This is a genomic window from Rhodococcus wratislaviensis (genome assembly GCF_900455735.1).
Classification (GTDB): Bacteria; Actinomycetota; Actinomycetes; order Mycobacteriales; family Mycobacteriaceae; genus Rhodococcus_F; species Rhodococcus_F wratislaviensis.
This window is the reverse complement of record NZ_UAUI01000025.1, coordinates 23,404-45,200: the sequence shown is the minus strand read 5'-3', so window position 1 is coordinate 45,200 and position 21,797 is coordinate 23,404. Positions and strand designations below refer to the sequence as shown.

The 21,797-nt window shown below is 66.6% G+C and carries 25 protein-coding genes; 11 read left to right on the top strand and 14 right to left on the bottom strand.

Translation table 11 applies throughout. The annotated features are described in order from the left end of the window. Positions 1-91 precede the first annotated feature (91 nt). The 3 genes from DTA22_RS28890 to DTA22_RS28880 are packed head-to-tail and all read left to right on the top strand — an operon-like array spanning position 92 to position 2,995. The gene (locus tag DTA22_RS28890) at positions 92-844 is read left to right on the top strand and encodes an HpcH/HpaI aldolase family protein (protein ID WP_112301746.1); all 753 of its coding nucleotides are present in this window, start codon (positions 92-94) and stop codon (positions 842-844) included. After that, the gene (locus DTA22_RS28885; protein WP_112301745.1) at positions 841-2,193 is read left to right on the top strand and encodes an MFS transporter; all 1,353 of its coding nucleotides are present in this window, start codon (positions 841-843) and stop codon (positions 2,191-2,193) included. The genes DTA22_RS28890 and DTA22_RS28885 overlap by 4 nt, the downstream gene beginning before the upstream one ends. A 1-nt stretch (position 2,194) precedes the next feature. Further along, positions 2,195-2,995, top strand: coding sequence for a carbon-nitrogen hydrolase family protein (locus DTA22_RS28880; protein WP_112301744.1), 801 nt, complete (start codon positions 2,195-2,197; stop codon positions 2,993-2,995). A 70-nt stretch (positions 2,996-3,065) separates the two neighbouring features. On the opposite strand, the gene DTA22_RS28875 is transcribed toward DTA22_RS28880, so the two are convergent. The 7 genes from DTA22_RS28875 to DTA22_RS28845 all read right to left on the bottom strand — a co-directional run bounded on the left by DTA22_RS28875 (position 3,066) and on the right by DTA22_RS28845 (position 8,273). Beyond that, positions 3,066-4,097, bottom strand: coding sequence for an alpha/beta fold hydrolase (locus DTA22_RS28875; RefSeq protein ID WP_112301743.1), 1,032 nt, complete (start codon positions 4,095-4,097; stop codon positions 3,066-3,068). Positions 4,098-4,099: 2 nt separating this feature from the next. Then, positions 4,100-4,885, bottom strand: a complete 786-nt coding sequence (locus DTA22_RS28870; protein WP_112301742.1) for a MerR family transcriptional regulator — start codon at positions 4,883-4,885, stop codon at positions 4,100-4,102. Next, complete coding sequence (locus DTA22_RS28865; RefSeq protein ID WP_112301741.1) at positions 4,885-5,094, bottom strand: hypothetical protein; 210 nt, start codon at positions 5,092-5,094, stop codon at positions 4,885-4,887. Before DTA22_RS28865 ends, DTA22_RS28870 begins: the two co-directional genes overlap by 1 nt. Before the next feature lie 108 nt (positions 5,095-5,202). Continuing rightward, entirely contained in the window at positions 5,203-5,496 is a 294-nt protein-coding gene (locus tag DTA22_RS28860) for a DUF2516 family protein (RefSeq protein ID WP_005251878.1), read from the bottom strand. A 72-nt stretch (positions 5,497-5,568) separates the two neighbouring features. Then, complete coding sequence (gene tadA / locus DTA22_RS28855; protein WP_112301740.1) at positions 5,569-6,399, bottom strand: major lipid droplet protein TadA; 831 nt, start codon at positions 6,397-6,399, stop codon at positions 5,569-5,571. Then, positions 6,392-6,898 carry a helix-turn-helix domain-containing protein gene (locus tag DTA22_RS28850; protein WP_005261063.1) on the bottom strand — a complete coding sequence of 169 codons (507 nt, stop codon included), beginning with the start codon at positions 6,896-6,898 and terminating at the stop codon, positions 6,392-6,394. The genes tadA and DTA22_RS28850 overlap by 8 nt, the downstream gene beginning before the upstream one ends. 103 nt (positions 6,899-7,001) lie before the next feature. After that, on the bottom strand, positions 7,002-8,273 hold the full coding sequence (locus DTA22_RS28845) for a DUF445 domain-containing protein (RefSeq protein ID WP_037237978.1): 1,272 nt from the start codon (positions 8,271-8,273) through the stop codon (positions 7,002-7,004). 190 nt (positions 8,274-8,463) lie between these two features. On the opposite strand from DTA22_RS28845, the gene DTA22_RS28840 reads away from it, so the two are divergent. Both DTA22_RS28840 and DTA22_RS28835 read left to right on the top strand, forming a co-directional pair. Then, complete coding sequence (locus DTA22_RS28840; protein ID WP_210752718.1) at positions 8,464-9,159, top strand: TetR/AcrR family transcriptional regulator; 696 nt, start codon at positions 8,464-8,466, stop codon at positions 9,157-9,159. Between the two features lie 48 nt (positions 9,160-9,207). Then, a complete protein-coding gene (locus tag DTA22_RS28835; RefSeq protein WP_112301739.1) occupies positions 9,208-9,516 on the top strand; it encodes a DUF4873 domain-containing protein in 309 nt (102 codons plus the stop codon). Here the strand turns inward: DTA22_RS28835 and DTA22_RS28830 are convergent. Next, complete coding sequence (locus tag DTA22_RS28830) at positions 9,503-10,978, bottom strand: flavin-containing monooxygenase (RefSeq protein WP_112301909.1); 1,476 nt, start codon at positions 10,976-10,978, stop codon at positions 9,503-9,505. The two genes, DTA22_RS28835 and DTA22_RS28830, sit on opposite strands and share 14 nt — an antisense overlap. Before the next feature lie 35 nt (positions 10,979-11,013). Between DTA22_RS28830 and DTA22_RS28825 the strand changes: the two genes are divergently transcribed. Further along, positions 11,014-11,874 carry a polyphosphate kinase 2 family protein gene (locus tag DTA22_RS28825; protein ID WP_112301738.1) on the top strand — a complete coding sequence of 287 codons (861 nt, stop codon included), beginning with the start codon at positions 11,014-11,016 and terminating at the stop codon, positions 11,872-11,874. Positions 11,875-11,895: 21 nt separating this feature from the next. Here DTA22_RS28825 and DTA22_RS28820 read toward each other — a convergent pair whose 3' ends face one another. Continuing rightward, positions 11,896-12,126 carry a hypothetical protein gene (locus DTA22_RS28820; protein WP_012689035.1) on the bottom strand — a complete coding sequence of 77 codons (231 nt, stop codon included), beginning with the start codon at positions 12,124-12,126 and terminating at the stop codon, positions 11,896-11,898. Between the two features lie 96 nt (positions 12,127-12,222). Between DTA22_RS28820 and DTA22_RS28815 the strand changes: the two genes are divergently transcribed. The 3 genes from DTA22_RS28815 to DTA22_RS28810 all read left to right on the top strand — a co-directional run bounded on the left by DTA22_RS28815 (position 12,223) and on the right by DTA22_RS28810 (position 14,341). Continuing rightward, positions 12,223-12,780 carry a DUF2231 domain-containing protein gene (locus DTA22_RS28815; protein WP_037237920.1) on the top strand — a complete coding sequence of 186 codons (558 nt, stop codon included), beginning with the start codon at positions 12,223-12,225 and terminating at the stop codon, positions 12,778-12,780. A gap of 16 nt (positions 12,781-12,796) precedes the next feature. Then, the gene (locus DTA22_RS36370; protein ID WP_005251863.1) at positions 12,797-12,952 is read left to right on the top strand and encodes a DUF6131 family protein; all 156 of its coding nucleotides are present in this window, start codon (positions 12,797-12,799) and stop codon (positions 12,950-12,952) included. A gap of 174 nt (positions 12,953-13,126) precedes the next feature. Beyond that, entirely contained in the window at positions 13,127-14,341 is a 1,215-nt protein-coding gene (locus DTA22_RS28810) for a glycosyltransferase (protein ID WP_409372734.1), read from the top strand. 22 nt (positions 14,342-14,363) lie between these two features. On the opposite strand, the gene DTA22_RS28805 is transcribed toward DTA22_RS28810, so the two are convergent. Beyond that, positions 14,364-14,672 (bottom strand): STAS domain-containing protein, encoded by a 309-nt coding sequence (locus DTA22_RS28805; protein WP_255221643.1) that lies wholly within the window; start codon positions 14,670-14,672, stop codon positions 14,364-14,366. A gap of 358 nt (positions 14,673-15,030) precedes the next feature. Further along, positions 15,031-15,795, bottom strand: coding sequence for a GAF and ANTAR domain-containing protein (locus DTA22_RS28800; RefSeq protein WP_037237926.1), 765 nt, complete (start codon positions 15,793-15,795; stop codon positions 15,031-15,033). A 221-nt stretch (positions 15,796-16,016) separates the two neighbouring features. Here DTA22_RS28800 and DTA22_RS28795 point away from each other — a divergent pair, with 221 nt between their 5' ends. Together DTA22_RS28795 and DTA22_RS28790 are read left to right on the top strand one after the other, a co-directional pair. Further along, a complete protein-coding gene (locus DTA22_RS28795) occupies positions 16,017-16,451 on the top strand; it encodes an ATP-binding protein (protein ID WP_112301736.1) in 435 nt (144 codons plus the stop codon). Beyond that, positions 16,448-17,245 carry an RNA polymerase sigma factor SigF gene (locus DTA22_RS28790; protein ID WP_037237929.1) on the top strand — a complete coding sequence of 266 codons (798 nt, stop codon included), beginning with the start codon at positions 16,448-16,450 and terminating at the stop codon, positions 17,243-17,245. The genes DTA22_RS28795 and DTA22_RS28790 overlap by 4 nt, the downstream gene beginning before the upstream one ends. Position 17,246: 1 nt before the next feature. Here the strand turns inward: DTA22_RS28790 and DTA22_RS28785 are convergent, their stop codons facing one another. From DTA22_RS28785 to DTA22_RS28775, 3 genes are all read right to left on the bottom strand, one after another. Further along, on the bottom strand, positions 17,247-18,287 hold the full coding sequence (locus tag DTA22_RS28785) for an NAD(P)-dependent alcohol dehydrogenase (protein WP_112301735.1): 1,041 nt from the start codon (positions 18,285-18,287) through the stop codon (positions 17,247-17,249). 82 nt (positions 18,288-18,369) lie between these two features. Then, the gene (gene metE, locus DTA22_RS28780) at positions 18,370-20,664 is read right to left on the bottom strand and encodes a 5-methyltetrahydropteroyltriglutamate--homocysteine S-methyltransferase (protein ID WP_112301734.1); all 2,295 of its coding nucleotides are present in this window, start codon (positions 20,662-20,664) and stop codon (positions 18,370-18,372) included. A gap of 123 nt (positions 20,665-20,787) precedes the next feature. Then, entirely contained in the window at positions 20,788-21,684 is an 897-nt protein-coding gene (locus DTA22_RS28775) for a 3-hydroxybutyryl-CoA dehydrogenase (protein ID WP_005261077.1), read from the bottom strand. Between the last annotated feature and the right edge of the window lie 113 nt (positions 21,685-21,797).

Sequence of the window (21,797 nt, the reverse complement as noted above, 5' to 3'; positions counted from 1 at the left end):
TATAAATCGGATGTGCGAGCGGTCACAACGCCGTAACCGCCAGTAGCCATCCGTTCCGGAACGGGACCCCCAGAAAAAGGAGACCACCAGCATGTACAGCACCCCCGCCGATCGGCGTTACGCGATCTGGCTGTCCGACCCGAGCTTCGCCGCAGCGGAGATCGCGCGCGGCATCGGCTACGGCGCCGTGGTCCTCGACATCGAGCACGGATCCTTCGACCTCGCGGATCTCGAACGGTTCATCCCGTTCCTGCGCAGCATCGGCATGGAGGTCCTGGCGAAAGTACTCGGGCCCGAACGCGGCCCCATCCAGCAGGCACTGGACTTCGGCGCGACAGCTGTCGTCATCCCCCACATCGAAAATGCGGCTCACGCAAAGGAAGTCACGGCATTCGCGAAGTTCCCTCCACTCGGCGACCGGAGTTTCGCGGGCGGCCGCACCACCAACTACGGCGGTTTCACCGACGAGTGGGTCACGGAGCAGGATTCGTTCACCCGCTGCTACCCGATGATCGAGGACGCCGGAGCGATCGAGAACATCGCCGAGATCCTGGCACTCGACACCGTCGACGGCGTGTTCGTCGGACCGTCGGACCTCTCCCTCCGCCGCGAACGCGGGGCATACTCACGCGAGGAGGGTGACTTCACCGACCTCGCCGCGGTGGCCACGGCCGCCGCCGAGGCGGGTAAGCCCTGGGTGCTCCCGGCATGGAGCGTGGAAGAGAAGGAGTTCGCGGTGCAGCACGGGGCCGACCAGATGGCGCTGATCATGCAGCACGGTGCGCTCGCCGCAGGATTCGCGGCACCGTTCGAGCAGATCAAGCAGATCAGGGAGTCACGATGACGACCCAGACGTCGGGACCGGTATCCCCCGACCGCGCGGAAGCGGCGGCCCACCCCGGCGTGGGCCGTGCCCGGTGGACCATCGCCGGCGTTCTCGGGGTCGGAATGTTCGTCAACTACATCGACCGCGTCAACCTCTCGATCGCCGCCCCGGAGATCATGCGGGACTTCGATATCAGTGCGTCGCAGATGGGCATGGTGTCCTCGGCGTTCCTCTGGACGTACGCGATGCTCCAGATGCCGATCGGATCGTTCATCGACAAGATCGGCGTCCGCTGGGTCAACCGGGCCGCGGCGTTCCTGTGGGCGGTCGCCTCGTTCGCGTCCGCGGCCGCGGGTGGTCTCGGCATGCTTCTCGTCGCCCGTCTGGTCCTCGGCATCGGCGAGGCGCCGACGGTGCCCGCGGGGTGGAAGGCGATCGGTCAGTGGTTCCCGCGGCAGGAGCGCGGAACCGCGACGGCCATCTTCGACGGGTGCGCAAAGATCTCCAACGTGATCGGCATCCCGATCATGGCCTTCCTCGTCACCACGTTCAGTTGGCACGCGGCGTTCATCTTCACCGGCATCCTGTCCGTCGGCTACCTGGCCGTGTGGTGGCTGCTCTACCTCACCCCGAAGCAGGCACTCGCCAAGGGACGTCTCAGCCAGGCGGAATTCGACTTCATCCGAGCCGGCGGTGCGGAGGACGAAGACGCCGAGACGGCCGGGTCTCTGAACGGACTCGGTTATCTCCTGCGCCGACGCAAGACTTGGGGCCTGGCCCTCGGCTACGCGTCGTACACCTACGCGTACTACGTCCTGCTCACCTGGCTGCCGGCCTATCTGGAGAAGCAGTTCGGTGTGAACCTGCTCAAGGGCGGCATTTACACGATGATTCCGTGGCTGGTCGCCGTCATCGCGCAGTTCCTCATCGCGGGCATCCTGATGGACCGATGGCTGGCCCGAACCGGCGACGTCACCAAGGTCCGTCGAACCGTGCTGGTGGTCAGCCTGCTCGCGTCCCTCGCGGTGACGGGCGCCGCGTACGCGGGATCGATCGCCGTCGCGCTGATCTTCCTGTCGATCGGCGCAGCCGGACTGGCGGTGTCCGTTCCCGCGGGTTCCAGCATCGTCGCCCTGATCGCCCCGCAGGGGTACACCGGATCGCTCGGCGGAATCGTCAACTTCATCGCCAATCTCCTCGGGATCGCGGCGCCCATCGTGACCGGCATGGTGGTCGACTCCACGGGCTCGTTCGCGGGTGCCTTCATCGCGACCGGAGCGGTCTTGATCGGCGGAATCTTCTGTTACACCGTGGTGCTCGGCAAGATCGAACGAATGCCCGCACCCGTCACTTCGGAAAGGCACTGACATGGTCGACATCGCAATCGCACAGTTCGCACCGGGTTCGGACAAGCAGGACAACCTCGGCCGGATCGCGAAGTTCGCCGAGGAGGCGGCGGCGGGGGGCGCCCGGGTACTGGCCGCACCCGAATACGCGATGTTCACGGTTCCGACCATGGACGAGCGGTTCGTGGACTCCGCGGAATCCCTGGACGGCGAGTTCGTCACCGGGCTCCGCGGGATCGCTGCCCGGCACGGGTTGACCCTCGTCGCGGGGATCAACGAAGCGATCCCGGGCGAGCGCCGCATCTTCAACACCCTCGTCGCGGTCGCCCCCGACGGCAGTATCGCCGCCGCATATCGGAAGCTGCACCTGTACGACGCATTCGGTTACACGGAGTCGGACTTCGTGCAGGCCGGCGCGATCGGCGACCCCGAGACGTTCACCGTCGACGGCGTGACGTTCGGCATGCAGACGTGCTACGACCTGCGGTTCCCGGAGGTGACCCGACGCATCGTCGACGCGGGCGCGGACGTCCTGGTCCTGCCCGCCGAGTGGGTGCCCGGCCCGCTCAAGGAAGACCACTGGACCACACTCGTCCGCGCCCGTGCCATCGAGAACACCATCTACGTCGCCGCGGCCGATCAGAGCGCCCCGGCAGGTTCGGGTGCGTCGATGATCGTGGATCCGATGGGGGTGGTGATCGCGTCCCTCGGCGAACGGGTCGGGACGGCGATCGGCGCCGTCTCCCCCGAGCGCATCGCAGAGGTCCGTGCCAAGAATCCGGCGCTGTCGCTGCGCCGCTTCGGCGTGGTCGCCAACCAGTAGATTCCGACGGATTCGTCAGGCTCACACACCATTGCGTGTGAGCCTGACGAATTCGCGGGCAACTGTCGGATCAGAGGTTGCGGAGCCGGACGATTTCCTTGTCGAACTCGTCGATGCTCTCGACGGAACTCATGTGGCCGACACCGGGCAGGACGATCAGCCGCTCGAGGTGACCCGCCTCGTCCAGGACACGAGCGAGCTTGCGGGCGTGGACCGGTGGGGTCAGCCGGTCCATGGAACCGACGAGCACCGTGGTCGGGACTTCGAGGTTGTCGAGAGCCTCGTGGATGTCGAGGCCGCTGAGCGCGGCACCCCAACCGCCGCGGATGCGCGGCTTGCAGTCCCGGACGATGTTCTCGCAGAACTGGACTTCGGCGCGGGAGGCGTTCGGCGACATCGACACGTACTGGAGTGCGCGCGTCATCACCGGCGACGACACCAACGGGACCGGGGTGCTCAGGACGGCGCGTCCGACCGGAACCGGCACTCGCGGAAAACGATTCGGCAGCGGGATGACGGTGGTCTCGGCGATGAGCCGGTCGCAGGCGGTGCTGGCGAGCAGAACAGCCGACGCGTACTTCTTCACCTCGTCGGGGTGCCTGCCGGCCCACGCCATGATGCTCATGCCACCCATGCTGTGACCCACGAGCACGGCCTTCTTGTCGTCACGCACCGTCGCCTTCAGCACCTCCGACAGGTCGTCGGCGAGGACGTCGGGGCCGAGCGGGAGCGAGCCGACCGTGCTGCGGCCGTGCCCGCGCTGGTCGTAGGTGATGACCCGGTACTCGCCCGCGAGCGCGTTCACCTGCGGGTACCAGTATTCGGTGGAACAGGTCCAACCATGGCTCAGCACAATGGGATCACCGTCCACCGGCCCGTAGGCGCGGACGTACAGCGTGGCCCCGTCGTCGGTGAGGATCTCCGTCACGTCCGGGCGCAGGTTCGGGGTGCGCAGCAGCTCGTTCGGCGCCACCTCGGTCGACAACGTCAACCCACGGGTGGCGCGCTTGTGGCGGATCGCCGCTGCCGCGGCGACGACGGTGCCCACTCCGGCTGCGCCGGCGAGTGCCCGGAAGGCGATGGTGCGCGAACTGCTGGTCATTCCTACCCCTGTCCTGTCCAACTTGCTCTGTCGGTGTCTGTGCTCGTCGCCGGACTAGGCGTCTCAGCGAGTTGCCTGGCCGCCCGTTCGAGCGCCTTCGAGATCTGCTCCTCCATCGCCTCGTCGAACAGCGACTGGACGGCGTCGTGCGCGAGGGGACGCATCTGGTCGACGAGCCGCGCGATGTCCGAGACCGTCGACTCGTCGAGTTCGAGCGGCTCACCCTCGGCGGCGAGGTAGCGGTCGGCGACGACGGCGACGAACCGCGCGGCGACGTCCGAGAGGTCTTGCCGCACCGCCGCGGTCTGTTCGAGGACGTCTTCGAGCGGGATGCCGGCGTCGACGAGTACCTGCGCCGCCTCGACCAGTCGCGGATCGTTCACCGCGTAGTCGTCCCCGGCGGGAACGAGCACACCCAGTTCGGTTCCCCGGGCGATGTTTGCCTCGGTGGTCTGCCCACCGAACATGCGTTTCAGCTCGGCGATCGTGAGGCGGGCCGCTCGCCTGCGCTTCTTCCACCGGCTACCCGGGTCGTCGGTCTCCAGAACGTCCTTGACCTGGAGTCCGTAGTGCGCAGCCGTGAGGAGTTCACTGATGGTGGCGAACGTGTAGCCGCGATCGAGCATGCGCCCGATCAGGTGCAGCCGGGCGAGATGCGATTCGTTGTACCACCCCGTGCGCCCCTGCTTCCGTGGCGGCGGAAGCAGTCCGCGGTCCTGGTAGACGCGCACGTTGCGCACGCTCACCCGCGCCTCGCGTGCAAGGTCGTCGATCCGGTATTCCTTCATCAGACGATGTGCGCCCGTCGGAGCAGCAGCCGGGACGGGCCGCCGACGAGTCCCACCTCGTCGAGAAATTCGATGGTCTTCGAGCGGCCCTCACACAGCGTGTCGTGGTAGTGCCGGATCGACTTCGCGGCGCTCCTCGCCTGGTCCACGTGGAGACCCGCGGCCGGGTGGGCATCGCTCGCCGAGTCACGCATGTGGATCACGGACATGTCAGCTCCTCGGTAGCCGTGTCACCACAATAGCATTGTCACAATGTCCATTGTCATCGTCTGGGCGCGCGAGGTCTGCGCCTTCGCGTGCTCATGGGGTGGGAGCGGCTACCAGCGAGGCCCGCGCTGCACGTCGTCGACGCGCGGGCGCACGTCCACGAGGTAGACGCACACCGCGACGACCGCGACGATGCCGAACAACTGCACGGCGGGGAACAGCAGGAGGACGAGGAACGCGACGGCGAGAATGCTCAGCCAGATCGGTTTGCTCAACTTGTCCACCGCGGTGAACGCGTCTTTGCGCTGGCGAGCCGCGTGGAACAGCGCGTATGCAGCACCGCCCAGGGCGACGATGCGAATCACCAACAAGATCACCGAGACGACGCCGTCAACTTGAATCACAGCCCCATCCTACGAGGTCGACACGCAAACGGCCCCCGCACCGAACGTGCGGGGGCCGAAAAGCGTGAAGGATCAAGCCTTCTTGGCCGGAGCAGCCTTCTTGGCCGGAGTGGCGGCCTTCTTGGCCGGAGCCGGGGCGGGAGTTGCCGCAGCCTTGGCCGGAGCAGCCTTCTTGGCGGGAGCGGCATGCTTGGCCGGGGCAGCCTTGTCGGCGCGAGCCTGGACGTCGGCCGCGGTGGCGGTGACGCGATCGGCAGCGTCCTTCGACGCTTCCTCGGCCTGGTCGCCCAGGTCGAGAACCTTCAGGGCAGCCTCGTCGCCGGCGTCGGCGATGGCCTCGCCGAGTCCCTCGGCGGTGTCGGAGATGCGACCCGAAGCGCGGCCCGCGAGCTTCGCGGCCTGCTCGCCGACGGCGCGCGTCTGGCGTGCAACGGTGCCGAGAGCTTCCTCGGTCAGCTCGACGGCGTCGCCGAAGGCGGTCTCGGCGCGGCCGATGCCCTCCTCGACGACCGGCTGCTTGCGGATGCGCTCGACGGTGTCCTCGCCACGCTCGGCGAGAGACGTGTACAGGTCGGATGCGACCTTCAGGTAGGCCTCGGCGACCTTGCGCAGCTCGTCGGCGGTGAACTTCTCACGCAGCTCGGCAAGCTCCTCGGGCAGCTCGGACGGCAGTCCGGCGAGACGGTCGCGAAGGTTCTCGACACCCTCGGTGACCTCTTCCTGGAGTCCGGCGATGCGCTCCTTGGCGCCGCCGACGCGCTCCTCGACGTCACCCTGGGTGGACTCGGCGCGCGAGCGGACCTGGGCGACGACGTCGGCCACGGCCTGCACGACAACGTCTCCGGCGCCTACGGCCGCGTACAGCGAGGTCTTGACGCTGTCGATGGTCTTCTGGTCAGTCATCGGCTTTCTCCTGTTCAACGGTGGGGGGTTCTGGTTCCGGCGTCTGGGAATCAGAACGCTGGTGTTCTTCTGTCCGAAGCTCGGACGTCCGGGATTCGGCCGCTTCCGCCGATTCGTTCTCACGACAGAACGACTCGTAGATCTCGAGCAGCACTTGCTTCTGCCGCTCGGTAATGGCCGTATCCGCGAGCAGAGCGTCACGGAGGGGACCGTGTGGCCGCTGCTCGAGGTAACCCGCCTGGACGTACAGGACCTCCGAAGACACCCGGAGACCCTTGGCTATCTGCCCAAGCACCTCGGCCGAGGGCTTGCGCAACCCACGCTCGATCTGACTCAGATACGGATTACTGACACCGGCCAGCTGCGCCAGCTGCCGCATCGACACCTGGGCCGCTTCGCGCTGGGCACGAATGAAACCTCCGATGTCGTGAGCGGCGTTGCTGACTACGCGAGCTGCCAGATCTCCTGCACCGGCCGCGTCGCGATCATCGCTTGCCATCAGTCCTCCGTGTTGCTGGGCAGAACCAAGCCTAAAGCAGGGTGCTAGCAATTGCAAGCACTCTGTTAGCACCCAGCTAGCGGACCCTCCGCCGAGGCGATGGTCAGCCGAACATCAACGTCGAGAACGTGTAGATCAGCAGGCCCGCGATCGAACCGACCACGGTGCCGTTTATGCGGATGAACTGGAGGTCCCGTCCCACCTGCAGCTCGATCTTCTTGGACGCCTCCTCGGCGTCCCAGCGCTCGACGGTGTCGGAGATGATCCCGGTGATCTCGTCGGTGTAGTGGACGACGACGTAGCGCGTGCCGGCGAGTACCCACCCGTCGACCTTCGTCCTCAGCTCGTGGTCGTCGCGCAGCCGTTCGCCGAACCGCACGACGTTCTCCGCGACCTTCGTGCGCAGCGTGCTGTTCGGGTCGTCGACGGATTCCATGATCAGGCGCTTGGCGACCGTCCACGTCGCCGCGGCGAGGCCGGTCACCTCCTCGCGGCCCATGATCTCTGCCTTGATCTTCTCGGCCTTCTCCATGGTCGCCGGGTCGTTCTGCAGGTCGTCGGCGAAGTCGACGAGGAAGCGGTTGGCCGCCTGCCGCACCTCGTGCTCCGGGTTGGATCGCACCTTCCAGGTGAATTCGACGAGCTCGCGGTGGATCTTCTCGCCGAGCATGGCGTCGACGAACTTGGGCGACCAGGCGGGCGAATCGCGGCTGACGATCCGGTCGATGGTCTCCTGGCTCCCGAGCGCCCACTGGTGCGCCCGCTCGGCGAGCAGATCCAGGATCGGCAGCTGCCGGTTCTCGCGCAGGAGTTCGCCGAGCACGCGCCCGATCGGCGGCCCCCACTGGGGCTCGGCCAGCCTGCGCACCAGTGTGCTGTCGATGATCTGCTGCACGTCCTCGTCGCGAAGGATCTCGACGAAGCCGCGCAGGATGGTGGCCGTCTCGGCAGCGACGCGCGCGGCATGCTTGGGCTGCGCCATCCACGTGCCCAGCCGCAGCGGGATCTCCGCGGCCTCCACCTTGGCGGACACCACTTCGGGGGCGAGAAAGTTCTGGCCGACGAAGTTGCTGAGGCTCGCCCCCAGCTGGTCCTTCTTGCGCTTGATGATCGCGGTGTGCGGGATCGGCAACCCGAGCGGATGCCGGAACAGGGCCGTCACCGCGAACCAGTCGGCCAGCGCACCGACCATGCCTGCCTCCGACGCGGCCCGCACGTAGCCGACCCACGCCCCCGCACCCCGCGATTCCTGCCACCTGCACACCAGGTAGACCACGGTGGCGAACACGAGGAAGCCCGTCGCGACAGCCTTCATCTTGCGGAGATCGCGGCGCTTCGCGTCGTCGTCGAAGGCGGAAAGGCTCAATTGGTCCACAGACGCCATTGTGCCCAAGGTCGGCGTGGAGGCGGCTGCCCAGCCGCCGGACGCGCGCCCGCACAGACGGCGTTGTGCCGGGCGACAAGACCCGAGCACTAAGCTGACAGGAGATCGCGACACGAAACGGATGTGAAGAGAGTCAGTGGCGAACGACGGCGTGAAGGATCCTGAGCAGGTGACCGACTCGATGACGAAGCTGGACAAGGCAGCAAAGCCGGATGGGCGCAAGCGCCGCTGGCGTGAGCACAAGATCGCACGCCGAGAAGAACTCGTCGACGGCACGATCGCCGCCATCCGCCTGCGTGGACGGGACATCGGGATGGACGAGATCGCATCCGAGATCGGTGTCTCCAAGACGGTGCTGTACCGCTATTTCGCGGACAAGAGCGACCTGACGAACGCGACCATGGCGCGCTACGTGGAAACCACGCTCGCCCCGCGGATCTACGAGGCCATCGGCGGAGATCTCGACGACTTCGAGCTGACCCGCGCCACCATCACGGCGTATGTCGAGACGGTGGCGTCGGATCCCGACGTCTACCTCTACATCATGGCCAACGGTTCCGGCCCCGGCCGCGAGACGGTCGCCGACTCGGAACGGATGATCGCGGAGGTGCTCTCCACCGTGCTCGGCGAGCGGCTGCGGCAGATGGAGATGGACTCCGGCGGCGCCGTCCCCTGGGCGTACGGAATCGTCGGCGGTGTGCAGCTGGCGACGCACTGGTGGATCTCCAACCGGTCGATGTCGGTCGAGGATCTGATCAACTACCTCACGATGATGACCTGGGGTGGCGTCACCGGCATCGCTGCCGTCAACGGCTCACCTGCGCGATTCAACGCGATCCCGCACCCGCTGCTGCCGCCCGCGGCCGAGGCCGACTGAGCCCGATCCTTTCTTGTGTAACTGACAGTTACAGGTAAGCTTGCCCGTGTGAACGAACACGAGGAAGAAGAAGGGGGCTACCGCGGCCCCGCCGACGTCGTCGTCGGCGACCGTCCCGCCGTGACCGTGCAGGTCCAGTTGGCGGGAAACTTCGAACCCATCAGCGGTCGGTACGTCTGGCACGGCCGCGTCCGCACCCTGACGGACGCCCTCGGTGTAGCTGCAGACCTGTCCGCGGGCACGGAATTGCAGATCACCAGCCCGGAAGGAACGGCGACAGCCCGGATCACCGGGGTGGACCTCTGGGGAAGCCATCTCGTCGACGGAGTGACGCCCCCGCCGTTCAGCCGGGTGTGAACTCGAAGTCCGCCGGTTCCACCGACCGCGTCCGCCGCCAGTAGCGCACGGTCGAACCCGGCCAGATCGTGCGGTTGACGCCGTGCGAATCCAGGTACCAGCTCATGCACCCGCCGGTGGACCACACGCCCTGTGCCAATTTCCGTTGGATGTCGGTATTGAAGCGGCTCTGCACCGCGGGCCGGACGACGGCGGAATCGGCGCCGCGCCGGTCGACGAGATCCATCAGTTCCAATGCATAACGAATCTGCGCCTCGATCATGAAGACCACCGAATTGTGACCGAGCCCGGTGTTGGGTCCGAAGAGGAAGAACGCGTTGGGGTAACCCGCGACGGTGATACCGAGGTGGGTGCGGATCCCGTGCTCCTCCCATTCGTCGGCGAGGCGCCTGCCCCCGGCCCCGGTGAGCTCGACATTGTCGAACCCGTCGGTGACGTGGAATCCGGTGGCGTAGATGATCGCGTCCACGGCCCGCTCCACCCCGTCTCCCGCGACGATGCTGTGCGGGCGGACCGTGTCGATACCTTCGGTGATCACGACCGTCTTCGGTGAGATCAGCGCCGGGTAGTACACGTCCGACCCGAGGATCCGCTTGCAACCGATGCGATAGGACGGGGTCAGCTTCCGGCGCAGTTCGGGATCGGTGACCGTCCTGTTCAGGTTCCTCCGCGCCGCGCTCTCGATCGGCCGCATCAGCCGGGAGTGCCCGTTGAACCCGAGCGCGAGCGATTCGTATGTCCAGTAGACCGCGGTACGCACCATCCGACGGACCAGCGGGACCCGGCCGAACAGGCGCCGCGCCTCCGGCGGAATGCCGAAGTTCAAGCCAGGTATCACCCAGGGCGGCGTCCGCTGGTACACCTGCAACTCGGCGACGTCGCCCACGATCTCGGGAACGAACTGGACGGCGCTGGCGCCCGTGCCGATCACCGCGACCTTCTTGCCCCGCAGGTCGTAGTCGTGGTTCCACTCCGCCGAGTGGAATGCCGTGCCCTCGAACGTGTCGGCGCCGGGCAGATCCGGGATGTTCGGAATGTGGAGGGCACCGATCCCCGACACCACGAACTGGGCGACGTACTCGTCGCCCGACTCGGTGCGGACATGCCACCGTCGCTGTTCGGCGTCCCAGTTCCCGCCCGTCATCGTGCGGCCGAAATGGATGTTGCGCCGCAGGTCGTACTTGTCGGCCAGGCCGCGCAGATAGTCGAAGATCTCCTCCTGACCCGACCACATCCGCGTCCAGTCCGAGTTCGGCTCGAACGAGAACGAGTACAGGTGCGAGGGGACGTCACACGCACAACCCGGGTACGTGTTCTCCCGCCAGGTGCCGCCGACCTCCTGCGCCTTCTCCAGCAGAATGAAGTCGTCGCGTCCCCGCTTACGCAGCTGGATGGCCGTGCCCAGACCGGAGAAGCCCGTCCCGATCACCAGGACACGACACCGATGCACCTTGCCGCCCACCACTCCATGTAACGCTCCTGTGGCACTGTTTGCACATGGCAGACAAGGCACGCGGACTCTGGAAGACGCCGGCGATCGAGGTCCTGCGGGCGCGCCCCGGTCAGCGGATCGCCGAACTCGACTGCGGGAGCACACCCGGATTCGTGGGCGGCAAGTCGGACGGGCTCGCGCTGTTCGAGGAGCGCGGGACGGTGCTGTCGTCCCTCCAGGAGAAGCTCTACGCCAACGGACGATCCGGCGACAGCCGGTCGGTGCTCCTCGTGCTCCAGGGCATGGACACCGCGGGTAAAGGCGGGATGGTCCGCCACGTCATCGGACACGTGGATCCGCAGGGCGTGGATCACGCGTCGTTCGGCGTGCCCACCCCCGAGGAGAAGGGCCACCACTTCCTGTGGCGAATCGACAGGGCCCTGCCCCGCGGCGGGCAACTCGGTGTGTTCGACCGATCGCACTACGAGGACGTGCTGGTGGTCCGGGTTCACGATCTCGTGCCCGAGGAAATCTGGAGCGGCCGCTACGACGAGATCAACCAATTCGAGAAGGAACTCGTCGCCGGCGGCACGACGCTGGTGAAGGTCGCGATGTTTGTGTCGCTCGACGAACAGAAGTCACGGCTGCTCGAACGGTTGGAACGCCGGGACAAGTACTGGAAGTACAACCCCTCGGACGTCGACGAACGCAGGCTGTGGCCCGCGTACCAGGACGCGTATCAGGCGATGCTCGACGAGACGTCGACCGATTACGCGCCGTGGTACGTGGTTCCGTGCGACCGCAAGTGGTACAGCCGGATCGCGGTCACCGAACTGCTGATCGACGCCCTGGAGAAGCTCGACCTCGATTGGCCGCCCGCCGCTTTCGACATCGAAGCGGAGAAGCGGAGGCTCGCGGAATCCTGAGGACGCCCGGAAATGCCGCCGTCAGAAGAGGTGCGGCGTTTCGTGGTGCAGCCTGTGATCGTGACGCACGGTGCCGCCGTACAGCGCCATCGCTCCGGCCAGCGCGACGACGCACAGAGATCCGGAGATCACCGCCCAGCCGCCCTGCCCCGAGCCTGCGGCGACGAGGAACCCGCCGAGACAGACCACCGACAACAACACGAGAGCGAAGCTGACCCAAGCAGCGAAGAGATTGAGTTTCACGGCACTCACCTCACCTTCGAGAACGTGGTCCCGACGCTACGCCCGACCTGCATCGACGACAAGGTAGGCCGGTTTTCTTCGCGCTGCCCTGGGTAACCGGGATTCATGAACCTCGAGAGCCTGTTCCGGAAGGCGGAATCCGCCGGGTTCCTCGACGGCGGCAGCCGGTTCCTGCAACAGCGGATCCGGGGGGCGCTCGGGTCGACCGGCGCGGGCGCGGTGTTGCGCGGATCCTGGCTCGGCCACCCGGTGCATCCCGTTCTCGTCAGCCTCCCCATCGGGGCGTGGGTCGGCGCGACCGTCTTCGATCTGGCACTGCGCGATCACGTCGGCGCACGCAGGCTGATCGGCCTGGGACTGCTCGCCGCTCCCCCGACGTTGGTGACCGGCTGGGCGGACTGGGCCGAACGCGATACGCGTCAGCGCCGCGTCGGCTTGATCCACGCCGAGGCCAACGCCATCGGCATCACGGCCATGCTCGCGTCCTATCTTCGCCGCAGGCACGGAACGGACGCACGCGCTGTCGTCACGAGCACCGCGGGACTACTCGCGATCGGCGTCGGCGGCGCGCTCGGCGGGCATCTGACCTACGCAATGGGCGCAGGAGTCGACGGGGTGCGGGAGGATCCGGGATCGGACACTCTCCTCGCCCCGGTGGGATGAAGAATCGAGGAACGTCATGATCGTGCTCGGACTGATCTTGCTCCTGATCGGATGGCTCACCGGTCTCACCTGGCTGTGGACCATCGGCATCATCCTCCTGGTGATCGGCGCGATCCTGTGGATTCTCGGCGCCACCGGGCGTGCGGTCGGCGGCAGGCGGCGTTGGTATTAGAACGCAACACCGGCCGGCCCGTGCCACCTGTCCTGTGACAGAGTGCTAGCCGGTCGGTTTACAAACCCGAAGTTCGGGAATCCCCGTGGCATGACGGCCACTCATCGCGAACCCAGACCTCCCGTGTGCGGCGGGCAGACGATGAGAACGGCAGCCGTCGGCAACTCGAGACGATTGAGGATTTCGATGGTCTCGGCCAACGCCAGTCCTCTCGACGTCTCGGACGGCGCCGACGTCGGGGGGCAGAGCATTCACCTCGCCGAACTGTCGGCCGCCCTCACGCGAGAGGGGCACGACGTCACCGTCTACACCCGGGCGGACAGCGCGGACGCCCCGGAGCGGGTCACCACCCCGGGCGGGTACACCGTCGTGCACGTGCCGGTCGGGCCGGCGCGCCGGATGTCCGAGGCCGAGATCCTGCCGCTGATGGGGGCATTCGGCAGCTTCCTCAAGACCGAATGGGAATCCGAACGGCCCGACATCGTCCACGCCCACTACTGGATGTCCGGGATCGCGACGCAACTCGCCGCCCGCACGCTCGGCATTCCGGTGGTCCAGACGTTCCACGCGCTGGGAGTGGTCGAGCAGCGATTCGAGCGCGCGGATTCGTCGAGCACCCACAACCGAATTCACTTGGAACAGTTGATCGCCCGCGGAGCCACCCGGGTGGTGGCGACCTGCACCGACGAGGTCTTCGAACTCTCCCACCTCGGCCTGCCGCGCTCGCGGACGTCCGTGGTTCCGTCCGGCGTCGACGTCGCCGAGTTCACGCCCGACGGCCGCGCCGACGAGAAGGGCAAACGTCATCGCCTCGTCATGGTCGGCCGGCTGGCGCCGAGCAAGGGGTTCGACACCGCCATCGAGGCGCTCATCCACTTCCCCGACACCGAACTCGTCATCGCGGGCGGGCCGGCCGCAGACGACGTCGCCGACGACCCCGAAGCATCGCGACTGCTGACGCTGGCCCGCGAGGCGAAGGTGCGCAACCGGGTACGGATCGTCGGGCGCGTGCCGAGAAACGCCATGCCCTCGTTGCTGCGCTCGGCGGATGCCGTCGTGTGCACCCCGTGGTACGAGCCGTTCGGCATGGTTCCGCTCGAGGCGATGGCTTGCGGCACCCCGGTGGTGGCGTCCGCCGTCGGGGGTATGCGGGACACGGTGGTCGACGGCATCACCGGACGCCTCATCTCACCGCGCAACCCGGTCCGCCTGGCCGAGGCCCTGCGACAGATCTTCGACGACGACGCCCTGCGCACGGGATACGGCATGGCGGGCTGCGATCGCGCCCGCGCCCGCTACTCGTGGGACCGGGTCGCCACCGACACCCTCCGTGCCTACGGCCGCTGCGTGTCGGCCCCTCCGCGCACGAGTCGAACCGGCGCCCACTGACGTCGGGCGCCGGTTCGGACGGTCAGGCCGTTCGGCCGTGCCAGGCCCCGAGGGCACTGTCCACGGAAGCGAAGCAGGGGTAGCTCGACTCCTGACCCGCGGCTCTGAGCAGCCGATACACCGGCCGGCCGCAGATCATCGCCCACGTCCGCCCGTCCCGGACGTTCGTCGCGTGCACAGTGTCGAGCACCGACAAACCCGCGGTTCCGATGAAATCCACCTTCGACATGTCGAGGATGAACTGCCCCTCGGGCGAGATCCGCGTGCACACGTAGTCGCGGAACTCCGGTGCACTGAACAGGTCGATCTCGCCTCGCACCCCTACCAACATCACCCCGGAACCGAGTCGCTCGGAAGTGAATTCCGCGCTCGCACAGCGTGTCGGAGCGGAACCGACGGCCGAGAGCGTTACCCTCGGCTTGTACGTGGTACCGAACTCCGTGCCCGAACACGCCATTTCAGGTTCTGGGACCCCTGGACCAACAGACATGGCTCACCCCATCTCGAACATTGAGTGGGGAAGCGGAGCACCTGCAGACAGACCCGACCTCGGACACATGACACCGTCTGCTACGGCAGCGCTTCCCGACATCGGCTGTGTGTTCAACCTCGATTCGAGACTACTCCCGCCTGTGATGTGTCACAAGGAAATAACAGATACTCGAGCTCTCATTTGCCCTGGTGAGCGATTACAAACCGTTACGCACGGTTGTACGCGCCGAAACAGCCGCGACGACACGTTCTGCGACGACGCGCAGTTTGACGTTCTCCCGCTGCGAACGCGTGACGAGGACGTCGAACGCGGTCTCGGCGTCGAGACCTCGCAACGCCATCACGATTCCCTTGGCCTGGTCGATGACGGCGCGGGACCGGAGGGCGATACGAAGTTGCTCGATCAGATTCCTCGCCTCGCTGTACCGCCGCGCGGTGCGCACCGCGACCGCCGCCGCCTCGACGTACAGCTCGAGCACGGACTCGTCCATTTGGTGGAAGGCGTGCGGCAGCACTCCGTACAGATTCAGCGCGGCGGACTGCTCGGCGACAGGCAGGGGTATCGACAGATAACTGTGGATGCCGGCCGGTTCGGAGTTCGCGGCGTACGCCGGCCACCTCTCGTGCGCGGCGGCACGGTCGGCCCGCACGGTGTCGCGGGAGCGTACGGCGTCGAGTGCCGGGCCCTCGCCGAAGCGGTACTGCAACTCATCGAGATCCATGACCTCGTCCGGCGTCGCGGCCACCGTGACGGGGCCCGTCGCCCGGAGAACGGTGATCGAGGCCATCGCCGCGCCCGGGAACGCCTGGACCACCCGGCGGCACAGCGTGTGCAGCACGACGTCGGTCTCGTCCTCCGGCTCGAGCAACTCGAGCACGGAGTCGAGCGACACGGCGACCGCGTCGGCGTCCGCGGTCTCGACGTCACTCGTCAACGTGTGCAGGTGAATCTCGTCAGGCATCCCACTCGTCTCCCGTGACCACCATGACCCTGCCGAGGGCCTCAGGAACGCTGATCGTGCCGCCAACACTACCCGGGCAAACGTACTGATCGGACTGGTTTGATCGGTCCTGTTCTGCGGTATTCCACCTGCGGTGTCGCCGGATCGCTACCCTGACTTCTCAGCAGCGCGAGCCGACCCACCGCCCGCCGACAGCACGGTACGCCCGACCCGGAGGTCTCATGGCCATCGCCAAGACAATCGAACCCGACCAGGATCACACACATCCCGTCGTCGAACTGCGCGTGCGAGCAACGCCCGATCAGCTCTCCGTACTGCGCGCCCTGGCAGCAACCGTTGCCATCCACGAAGATTTCGACCTCGACTCCATCGCCGACATCAAACTGGCCATGGACGAGATCTGTACCCAGCTGATCGTCCGCGCGACACCGGGCGCGGTCCTGGTGTGCCGGCTGCAGTATCTCGACGACACCCTGCGAGTCGACGTATCGAGCACCACCACCTCGGTCGACTCCCTCGGCGAGCGCTCGTTCGCCTGGCACGTCCTCAACGCCCTCACCGATTCGGTCGATCTGAAACAGGAGCCCGACCCCGCCACCGCGGGTTTCGTGACCACCATGGAATTCACCAAGGTGAAGAACGGCCTGAGTCTGTGACGTCCCATACTCACAGTGGGGGGCACACGGCCCGTTGGCCGGACGAGTATCAGGACGTCACAGCACTCTTCGAACAGATGGCCGCCCTCGACCTGCACGATCCCCGGCGCAGCAGGCTGCGCGACGCCGTCGTGACGCGCTGTCTTCCCCTCGCCGAGCACATCGCCCGCCGTTTCGACGGCCGCGGCGAGGCGCACGACGATCTGGTTCAGGTCGCGCGCCTCGGGCTGGTCAACTCGGTGGACCGGTTCGACGTCGAGCGGGGATCCGACTTCGTGTCGTTCGCCGTCCCCACCATCATGGGTGAGGTGCGACGCCACTTCCGCGACACCGGGTGGGCCGTTCGAGTACCCCGCCGGATGAAGGAACTGCACCTCGCGCTCAGCCAGGCCGTCGCCGAACTGTCCCAGAGCCTCGGCCACGCCCCCACCGTCAGCGAACTCGCCGAACACCTGGACCTCGAACAGGAGGAGGTGGCGCAGGGACTCCTCGCCGGCAACGCCTATCAGACCGTCTCCGTCGACAACACGTCGTCGGACCGGACCGGCGAGCTGTCCATGGTGGAGACGCTCGGCGACTACGACGCCGCGATGGACGACGTCGAGAATCACGAAACCCTGCGGCCCCTGCTCCAATCGCTGCCCGAACGGGAGCGGACCGTCCTCATGCTGCGGTTCTTCGGCAACATGACACAGACCCAGATCGCCGACCGAGTCGGTATCTCGCAGATGCACGTGTCCCGCCTGCTGGCGAAGACACTGGCATCACTGCGAGATCAACTCGGCGACGCGTAGGTCAGATCGTTGCCGTGTCGATCACGAATCGGTACCGCACGTCGCTGCCGACCACGCGGTCGTACGCGCCGTCGATCTCGTCCGCCGAGATCACCTCGATCTCGGCACCGATGCCGTGCTCGGCGCAGAAGTTCAGCATCTCCTGCGTCTGAGCGATGCCGCCCACCATCGAACCGGCCAGGCTGCGGCGGTTGGCTGCGAGACTGAACGCGCGCACCTCGATGGGCTTCTCCGGCAACCCCAGTTCGACGAGGGTGCCGTTGATCGCGAGCATCGACAGGTACGCGTCGATGTCGAGATTCACCGAGACGGTGTTGACGATGAGGTCGAATTCTCCGCGCAACTGCCTGAACGTGGTCGGATCCGAGGTGGGGTAGTAATGGTCGGCACCGAATTTCAGGCCGTCGTCCTTCTTGCCGAGCGACTGGCTGAGCACCGTGACCTCGGCTCCCATCGCGTGCGCGATCTTCACACCGACGTGTCCGAGGCCGCCCATCCCGATGACGGCGACCTTCTTGCCCGGTCCGGCTCCCCAGTGTGCGAGCGGTGAGTACAGGGTGATCCCCGCGCAGAGCAGCGGCGCAGCGACGTCCAGTTCCAGGCCGTCGGGGATCGACAGGACGAATCGTTCGGTCACGACGATGTGCGTCGAATAGCCGCCCTGCGTCCACTCGCCGTCGCGCCCCTTGGCGTTGTACGTGCCGGTCACCCGGTTGGCGCAGTACTGCTCCTCGTCGGCCCGGCAGGCGTCGCATTCGCCGCAGGAGTCGACGAAGCAGCCGACACCGACCCGGTCGCCGACCCGGTGCGTCGTGACGTCGGAACCCACCGCGCTCACCACGCCCGCGATCTCGTGACCGGGCACGACCGGATAGTGCGTGCTGCCCCACTCGTTGCGGGCGGTATGGATGTCGGAGTGGCAGATGCCGGCGTACTTGATCTCGATGAGCACGTCGAGCGGTCCGAGCTCGCGGCGTTCGATGGTGGTTTTCTCGAAGGAGCCTTCGCTGGACGTGACTGCGTATGCGGCTGCGGTAACCATGCTTACATGCCTACATGTTTGCGCGACCGAACGCACGTTCGGGGCCACCGCTGACGCGGTGACCCCGAACACGCCTGAGGAATCAGTCCTCGAATTCTTCCTTCTCGGACCGCCGGCGCAGGCGCCTCGCCGCCGCCACCATATTGCGCAGCGACGGCTCGAGCTGCCAGTAGTGACGCGTCTTCAGACCACCGTCGGGGTTGGCCCACAACCGCTCGAGCGAGACCGACTCGCTCGCCTCCGTGAGCAGTTCGTCCAACTCGTCGATGTCCGGAATCCGGGCCGACCGACTCTCGTACACGCCCGGACCGACGCCGTGGGTCAGCGCCCGCTCCTTGATGGCACCGAGCACCCACGTGATGGAGCGCGTCGCCACGATCGCCGTCACGTCCGCATCGAGCCGTTCGATGGCGTCGACCACCGACGCCCGGCTCGTGTACGTCAGATGCGTGTGGATCTGCGTCTCCGGCTTCGCCCCGCCCGTCGCGAGACGGAAGGCGTCGACCGCCCATTCGAGATAGGCCTCGCGGCCGTTCTCGCGCAACGGCAGCAATTCCCGGATCGCCGGCTCGTCGACCTGGATGATCGCGATACCCGCAGCCTCGAGGTCGGCGATCTCGTCACGGATCACCAGCGCCAACTGATCGGCCGTCTCGTACAGCGGCTGATCCTGGCGGACGAACGACCGCGCGATCATCGTCACCGGACCCGTGAGCATGCCCTTGACCGGCTTGTCCGTCAGCGACTGCGCGTACGAGATCCACTCGACGGTCATCGGCTTCGGCCGCGACACGTCCCCGTAGAGGATCGGCGGACGTGTACACCGCGAGCCGTAAGCCTGCACCCAGCCGTTGTGGGTGAAGGCATACCCCTCGAGAAGCTCCGCGAAGTACTGCACCATGTCGTTGCGTTCGTGCTCACCGTGCACGAAGACGTCGAGACCGATGTCCTCCTGCAACCGGATCGTGCTTTCGATCTCGGCCTGGATCCGCTTGTAGTACTCGTCCCACTCGAGGCGACCCTCACCCAGCTCGTACCTCGCCTGCCGGATCGCATCCGTCTGCGGGAACGAGCCCAGCGTCGTCGCAGGAACCAGCGGCAGGTTCAGGCGCTCCTGCTGGGCGACCCGCCGCTCCTCGTACGGAACCCGGACGCGGTCGCCCGGCTTGATCGCGTTGACCCGTGCGCGCACCGCATGCTTGAGCTTGAAGTGCACCGACGTGGGACGCTTGCGCCACTTGTCGGACGGACCCTCGGTGAGCGCCTTGGCCAGCGACACCACCTCGCCGACCTTCTGCTTCGCGAACGCGAGCCGGTCCGCGACATCACCGGGGATGTCGTACTCGGACAACACGTCGTACGGCACGTGCAGCAACGACGTCGACGTCGAGACCACGAGATCCGGCACGACATCCTTCAGCGTGTTCAGGTACGTCAACGTGTTGTACCGGTCGACGCGCCACACGTTGCGGCCGTCGACGACACCGGCGTAGATGCGCTTGCGCTTCATGCCCGGGATCTTCGCCAGCTCGTCGGCGCTCAGCCGGTGACTGACGAGGTCGAGGCCGAGAGCCTCCACCTTGGTGGCGGCGAGAATGGCGAGGGCCTCCCCGAGATGCCCGTACGGACCGGTGACGAGGATGCGGGGACGCAGCGGTGCGTGCGACAGCGTCTCGTACGCCTTGGCCAGCGCGCCCAATTCTTCCGGTGTGCGGTCCTCGGTGAACGACGGCTCGTCCAGCTGGACGCACGTGGCGCCGGCCTTCGCGAGCTGCTCGAACAGCCGCTCGTACTCCGGCAGCAGCTTGTCCAGCAGGTCGAGGGTCGAGAAGCCGTGCCGCTTCGACGTCGGACCGACCTTCGACAGCAGGAGCAGCGACACGGGTCCCAGCACGACGGGACGCAGTTCGATCCCGCGCGCCTTCGCCCGCTCGAACTCGTCCATCACGGTCTCGGACCGCAGCGAGAACTCGGTGTTCTCGTCGAGTTCGGGCTGACGGTAGTGGTAGTTGGTGCCGAAGAACCGCACCAGTTCGAGCGGCGGGAAGTCCGGCCGGCCACGTGCCATCGTGAAGTAGAAGTCCAGCGGATCGAGCTGGCTCCCGAGCGCTGTGAACCGCTCGGGCACGGCACCGAACAGCAGCGCGTTGTCGAGTACGTGGTCGTAGTAGGAGAACGTGTTGCCCGGGACCTGGGTCAGACCGGTCGCGGCGAGCTCACTCCACGTCTCCTCCTGGAGGTCCCGGGCGACGGCGACGAGTTCTTCCTTCGTGCTCGTGCCGTGCCAGTAGGACTCGAGGGCACGCTTGAGTTCGCGGCGAGGTCCGATGCGGGGATACCCCAGGATGCTGGATCCGTATGCTGCGGTGCTGGACATGCGGTCGACCTTTCTGGGCTCAGTCCAGTGGCTGAGAATGCCTCTGGGCTCGATGCACCTGTGCGCCTCTCACAACCGCCAGTGGTCGTGAAAGGCGCACAGGTGTAGTCGCCTACCTACCTACTAGCTGGCCTTCTTGCTGGCACGGCCGTTGTCGCCGTACTCGTAGAAGCCCGCGCCGGACTTCTTGCCGACCAACCCGGCCTCGACCATGCGCAGCAGCAGCGGCGGCGCCGAGTACAGGGGCTCCTTGAACTCTTCGTACATGGAGTCGGCGATCGACTTGACCGTGTCCAGGCCCACCAGGTCGGTCAGCGCGAGCGGACCCATCGGGTGTGCGAGGCCGAGAACCGTTGCCTTGTCGATGTCTTCCTTGGTGGCGAACCCGGACTCCACCATGCGGATCGCGGAGAGCAGGTACGGCACCAGGAGGGCGTTGACGACGAATCCGGAGCGGTCCGCGGAACGGACGACCTGCTTGCCCAGCACATCGCTCGCGAACGCCTCGGCCCGCTCGGACACCGACTTGCTCGTCTTGAGCGTGGTCACCAACTCGACGAGGGGAAGCACCGGAACGGGGTTGAAGAAGTGCATCCCGATGACCCGTTCCGGGGACTTCGTGGCGATGCCCAGCTTCATGATCGGGATCGACGACGTGTTGGACGCCAGCACGGCGTTCGGATCCGTCACGACCTGGTCGAGTTCGGTGAAGATCTCGCTCTTCACCTTCTCGTCCTCGACGACGGCCTCCACGACGAGCTGCCGGTCCGCGAAATCACCGAGATCGGAGGTGAACCGCAACCGCCAGGCAGCCTGCTCACGTTCCCGCTCGGTGATCTTGCCGCTGCTCACTCCGCGGTCGAGCGAACGCAGGATGCGCGAACGTCCCGCCGCCGCAAGTTCGCGGGTCTGCTCGAACACCAGAACGTCGACGTGCGCGCGAGCGCACACCTCTGCGATTCCGGCACCCATGATCCCGGCGCCGATCACGCCGACGCGCTGAATCTTTTCGCTGGTCACGTCAGCTCCTTTTCGTCTAGTGGAGTCGTCGCCCGGGGAGGGGCCCTGTTACAGGCCCCTCCCCGGGGTCGGGTTGATCAGGTGAAACCTTGATCGGTCGAAGCCTTGGAGGA

Bases quoted from the DNA above. Each gene is read 5' to 3' on its own strand.
- DTA22_RS28890 (WP_112301746.1), top strand. From the start codon at position 92: ATGTACAGCACCCCCGCCGATCGGCGTTACGCGATCTGGCTGTCCGAC.
- DTA22_RS28885 (WP_112301745.1), top strand. From the start codon at position 841: ATGACGACCCAGACGTCGGGACCGGTATCCCCCGACCGCGCGGAAGCG.
- DTA22_RS28880 (WP_112301744.1), top strand. From the start codon at position 2,195: ATGGTCGACATCGCAATCGCACAGTTCGCACCGGGTTCGGACAAGCAG.
- DTA22_RS28875 (WP_112301743.1), bottom strand. From the start codon at position 4,097: ATGACCAGCAGTTCGCGCACCATCGCCTTCCGGGCACTCGCCGGCGCA.
- DTA22_RS28870 (WP_112301742.1), bottom strand. From the start codon at position 4,885: ATGAAGGAATACCGGATCGACGACCTTGCACGCGAGGCGCGGGTGAGC.
- DTA22_RS28865 (WP_112301741.1), bottom strand. From the start codon at position 5,094: ATGTCCGTGATCCACATGCGTGACTCGGCGAGCGATGCCCACCCGGCC.
- tadA (WP_112301740.1), bottom strand. From the start codon at position 6,399: ATGACTGACCAGAAGACCATCGACAGCGTCAAGACCTCGCTGTACGCG.
- DTA22_RS28850 (WP_005261063.1), bottom strand. From the start codon at position 6,898: ATGGCAAGCGATGATCGCGACGCGGCCGGTGCAGGAGATCTGGCAGCT.
- DTA22_RS28840 (WP_210752718.1), top strand. From the start codon at position 8,464: ATGACGAAGCTGGACAAGGCAGCAAAGCCGGATGGGCGCAAGCGCCGC.
- DTA22_RS28825 (WP_112301738.1), top strand. From the start codon at position 11,014: ATGGCAGACAAGGCACGCGGACTCTGGAAGACGCCGGCGATCGAGGTC.
- DTA22_RS28815 (WP_037237920.1), top strand. From the start codon at position 12,223: ATGAACCTCGAGAGCCTGTTCCGGAAGGCGGAATCCGCCGGGTTCCTC.
- DTA22_RS36370 (WP_005251863.1), top strand. From the start codon at position 12,797: ATGATCGTGCTCGGACTGATCTTGCTCCTGATCGGATGGCTCACCGGT.
- DTA22_RS28805 (WP_255221643.1), bottom strand. From the start codon at position 14,672: ATGTTGGTAGGGGTGCGAGGCGAGATCGACCTGTTCAGTGCACCGGAG.
- DTA22_RS28800 (WP_037237926.1), bottom strand. From the start codon at position 15,795: ATGCCTGACGAGATTCACCTGCACACGTTGACGAGTGACGTCGAGACC.
- DTA22_RS28795 (WP_112301736.1), top strand. From the start codon at position 16,017: ATGGCCATCGCCAAGACAATCGAACCCGACCAGGATCACACACATCCC.
- DTA22_RS28785 (WP_112301735.1), bottom strand. From the start codon at position 18,287: ATGGTTACCGCAGCCGCATACGCAGTCACGTCCAGCGAAGGCTCCTTC.
- metE (WP_112301734.1), bottom strand. From the start codon at position 20,664: ATGTCCAGCACCGCAGCATACGGATCCAGCATCCTGGGGTATCCCCGC.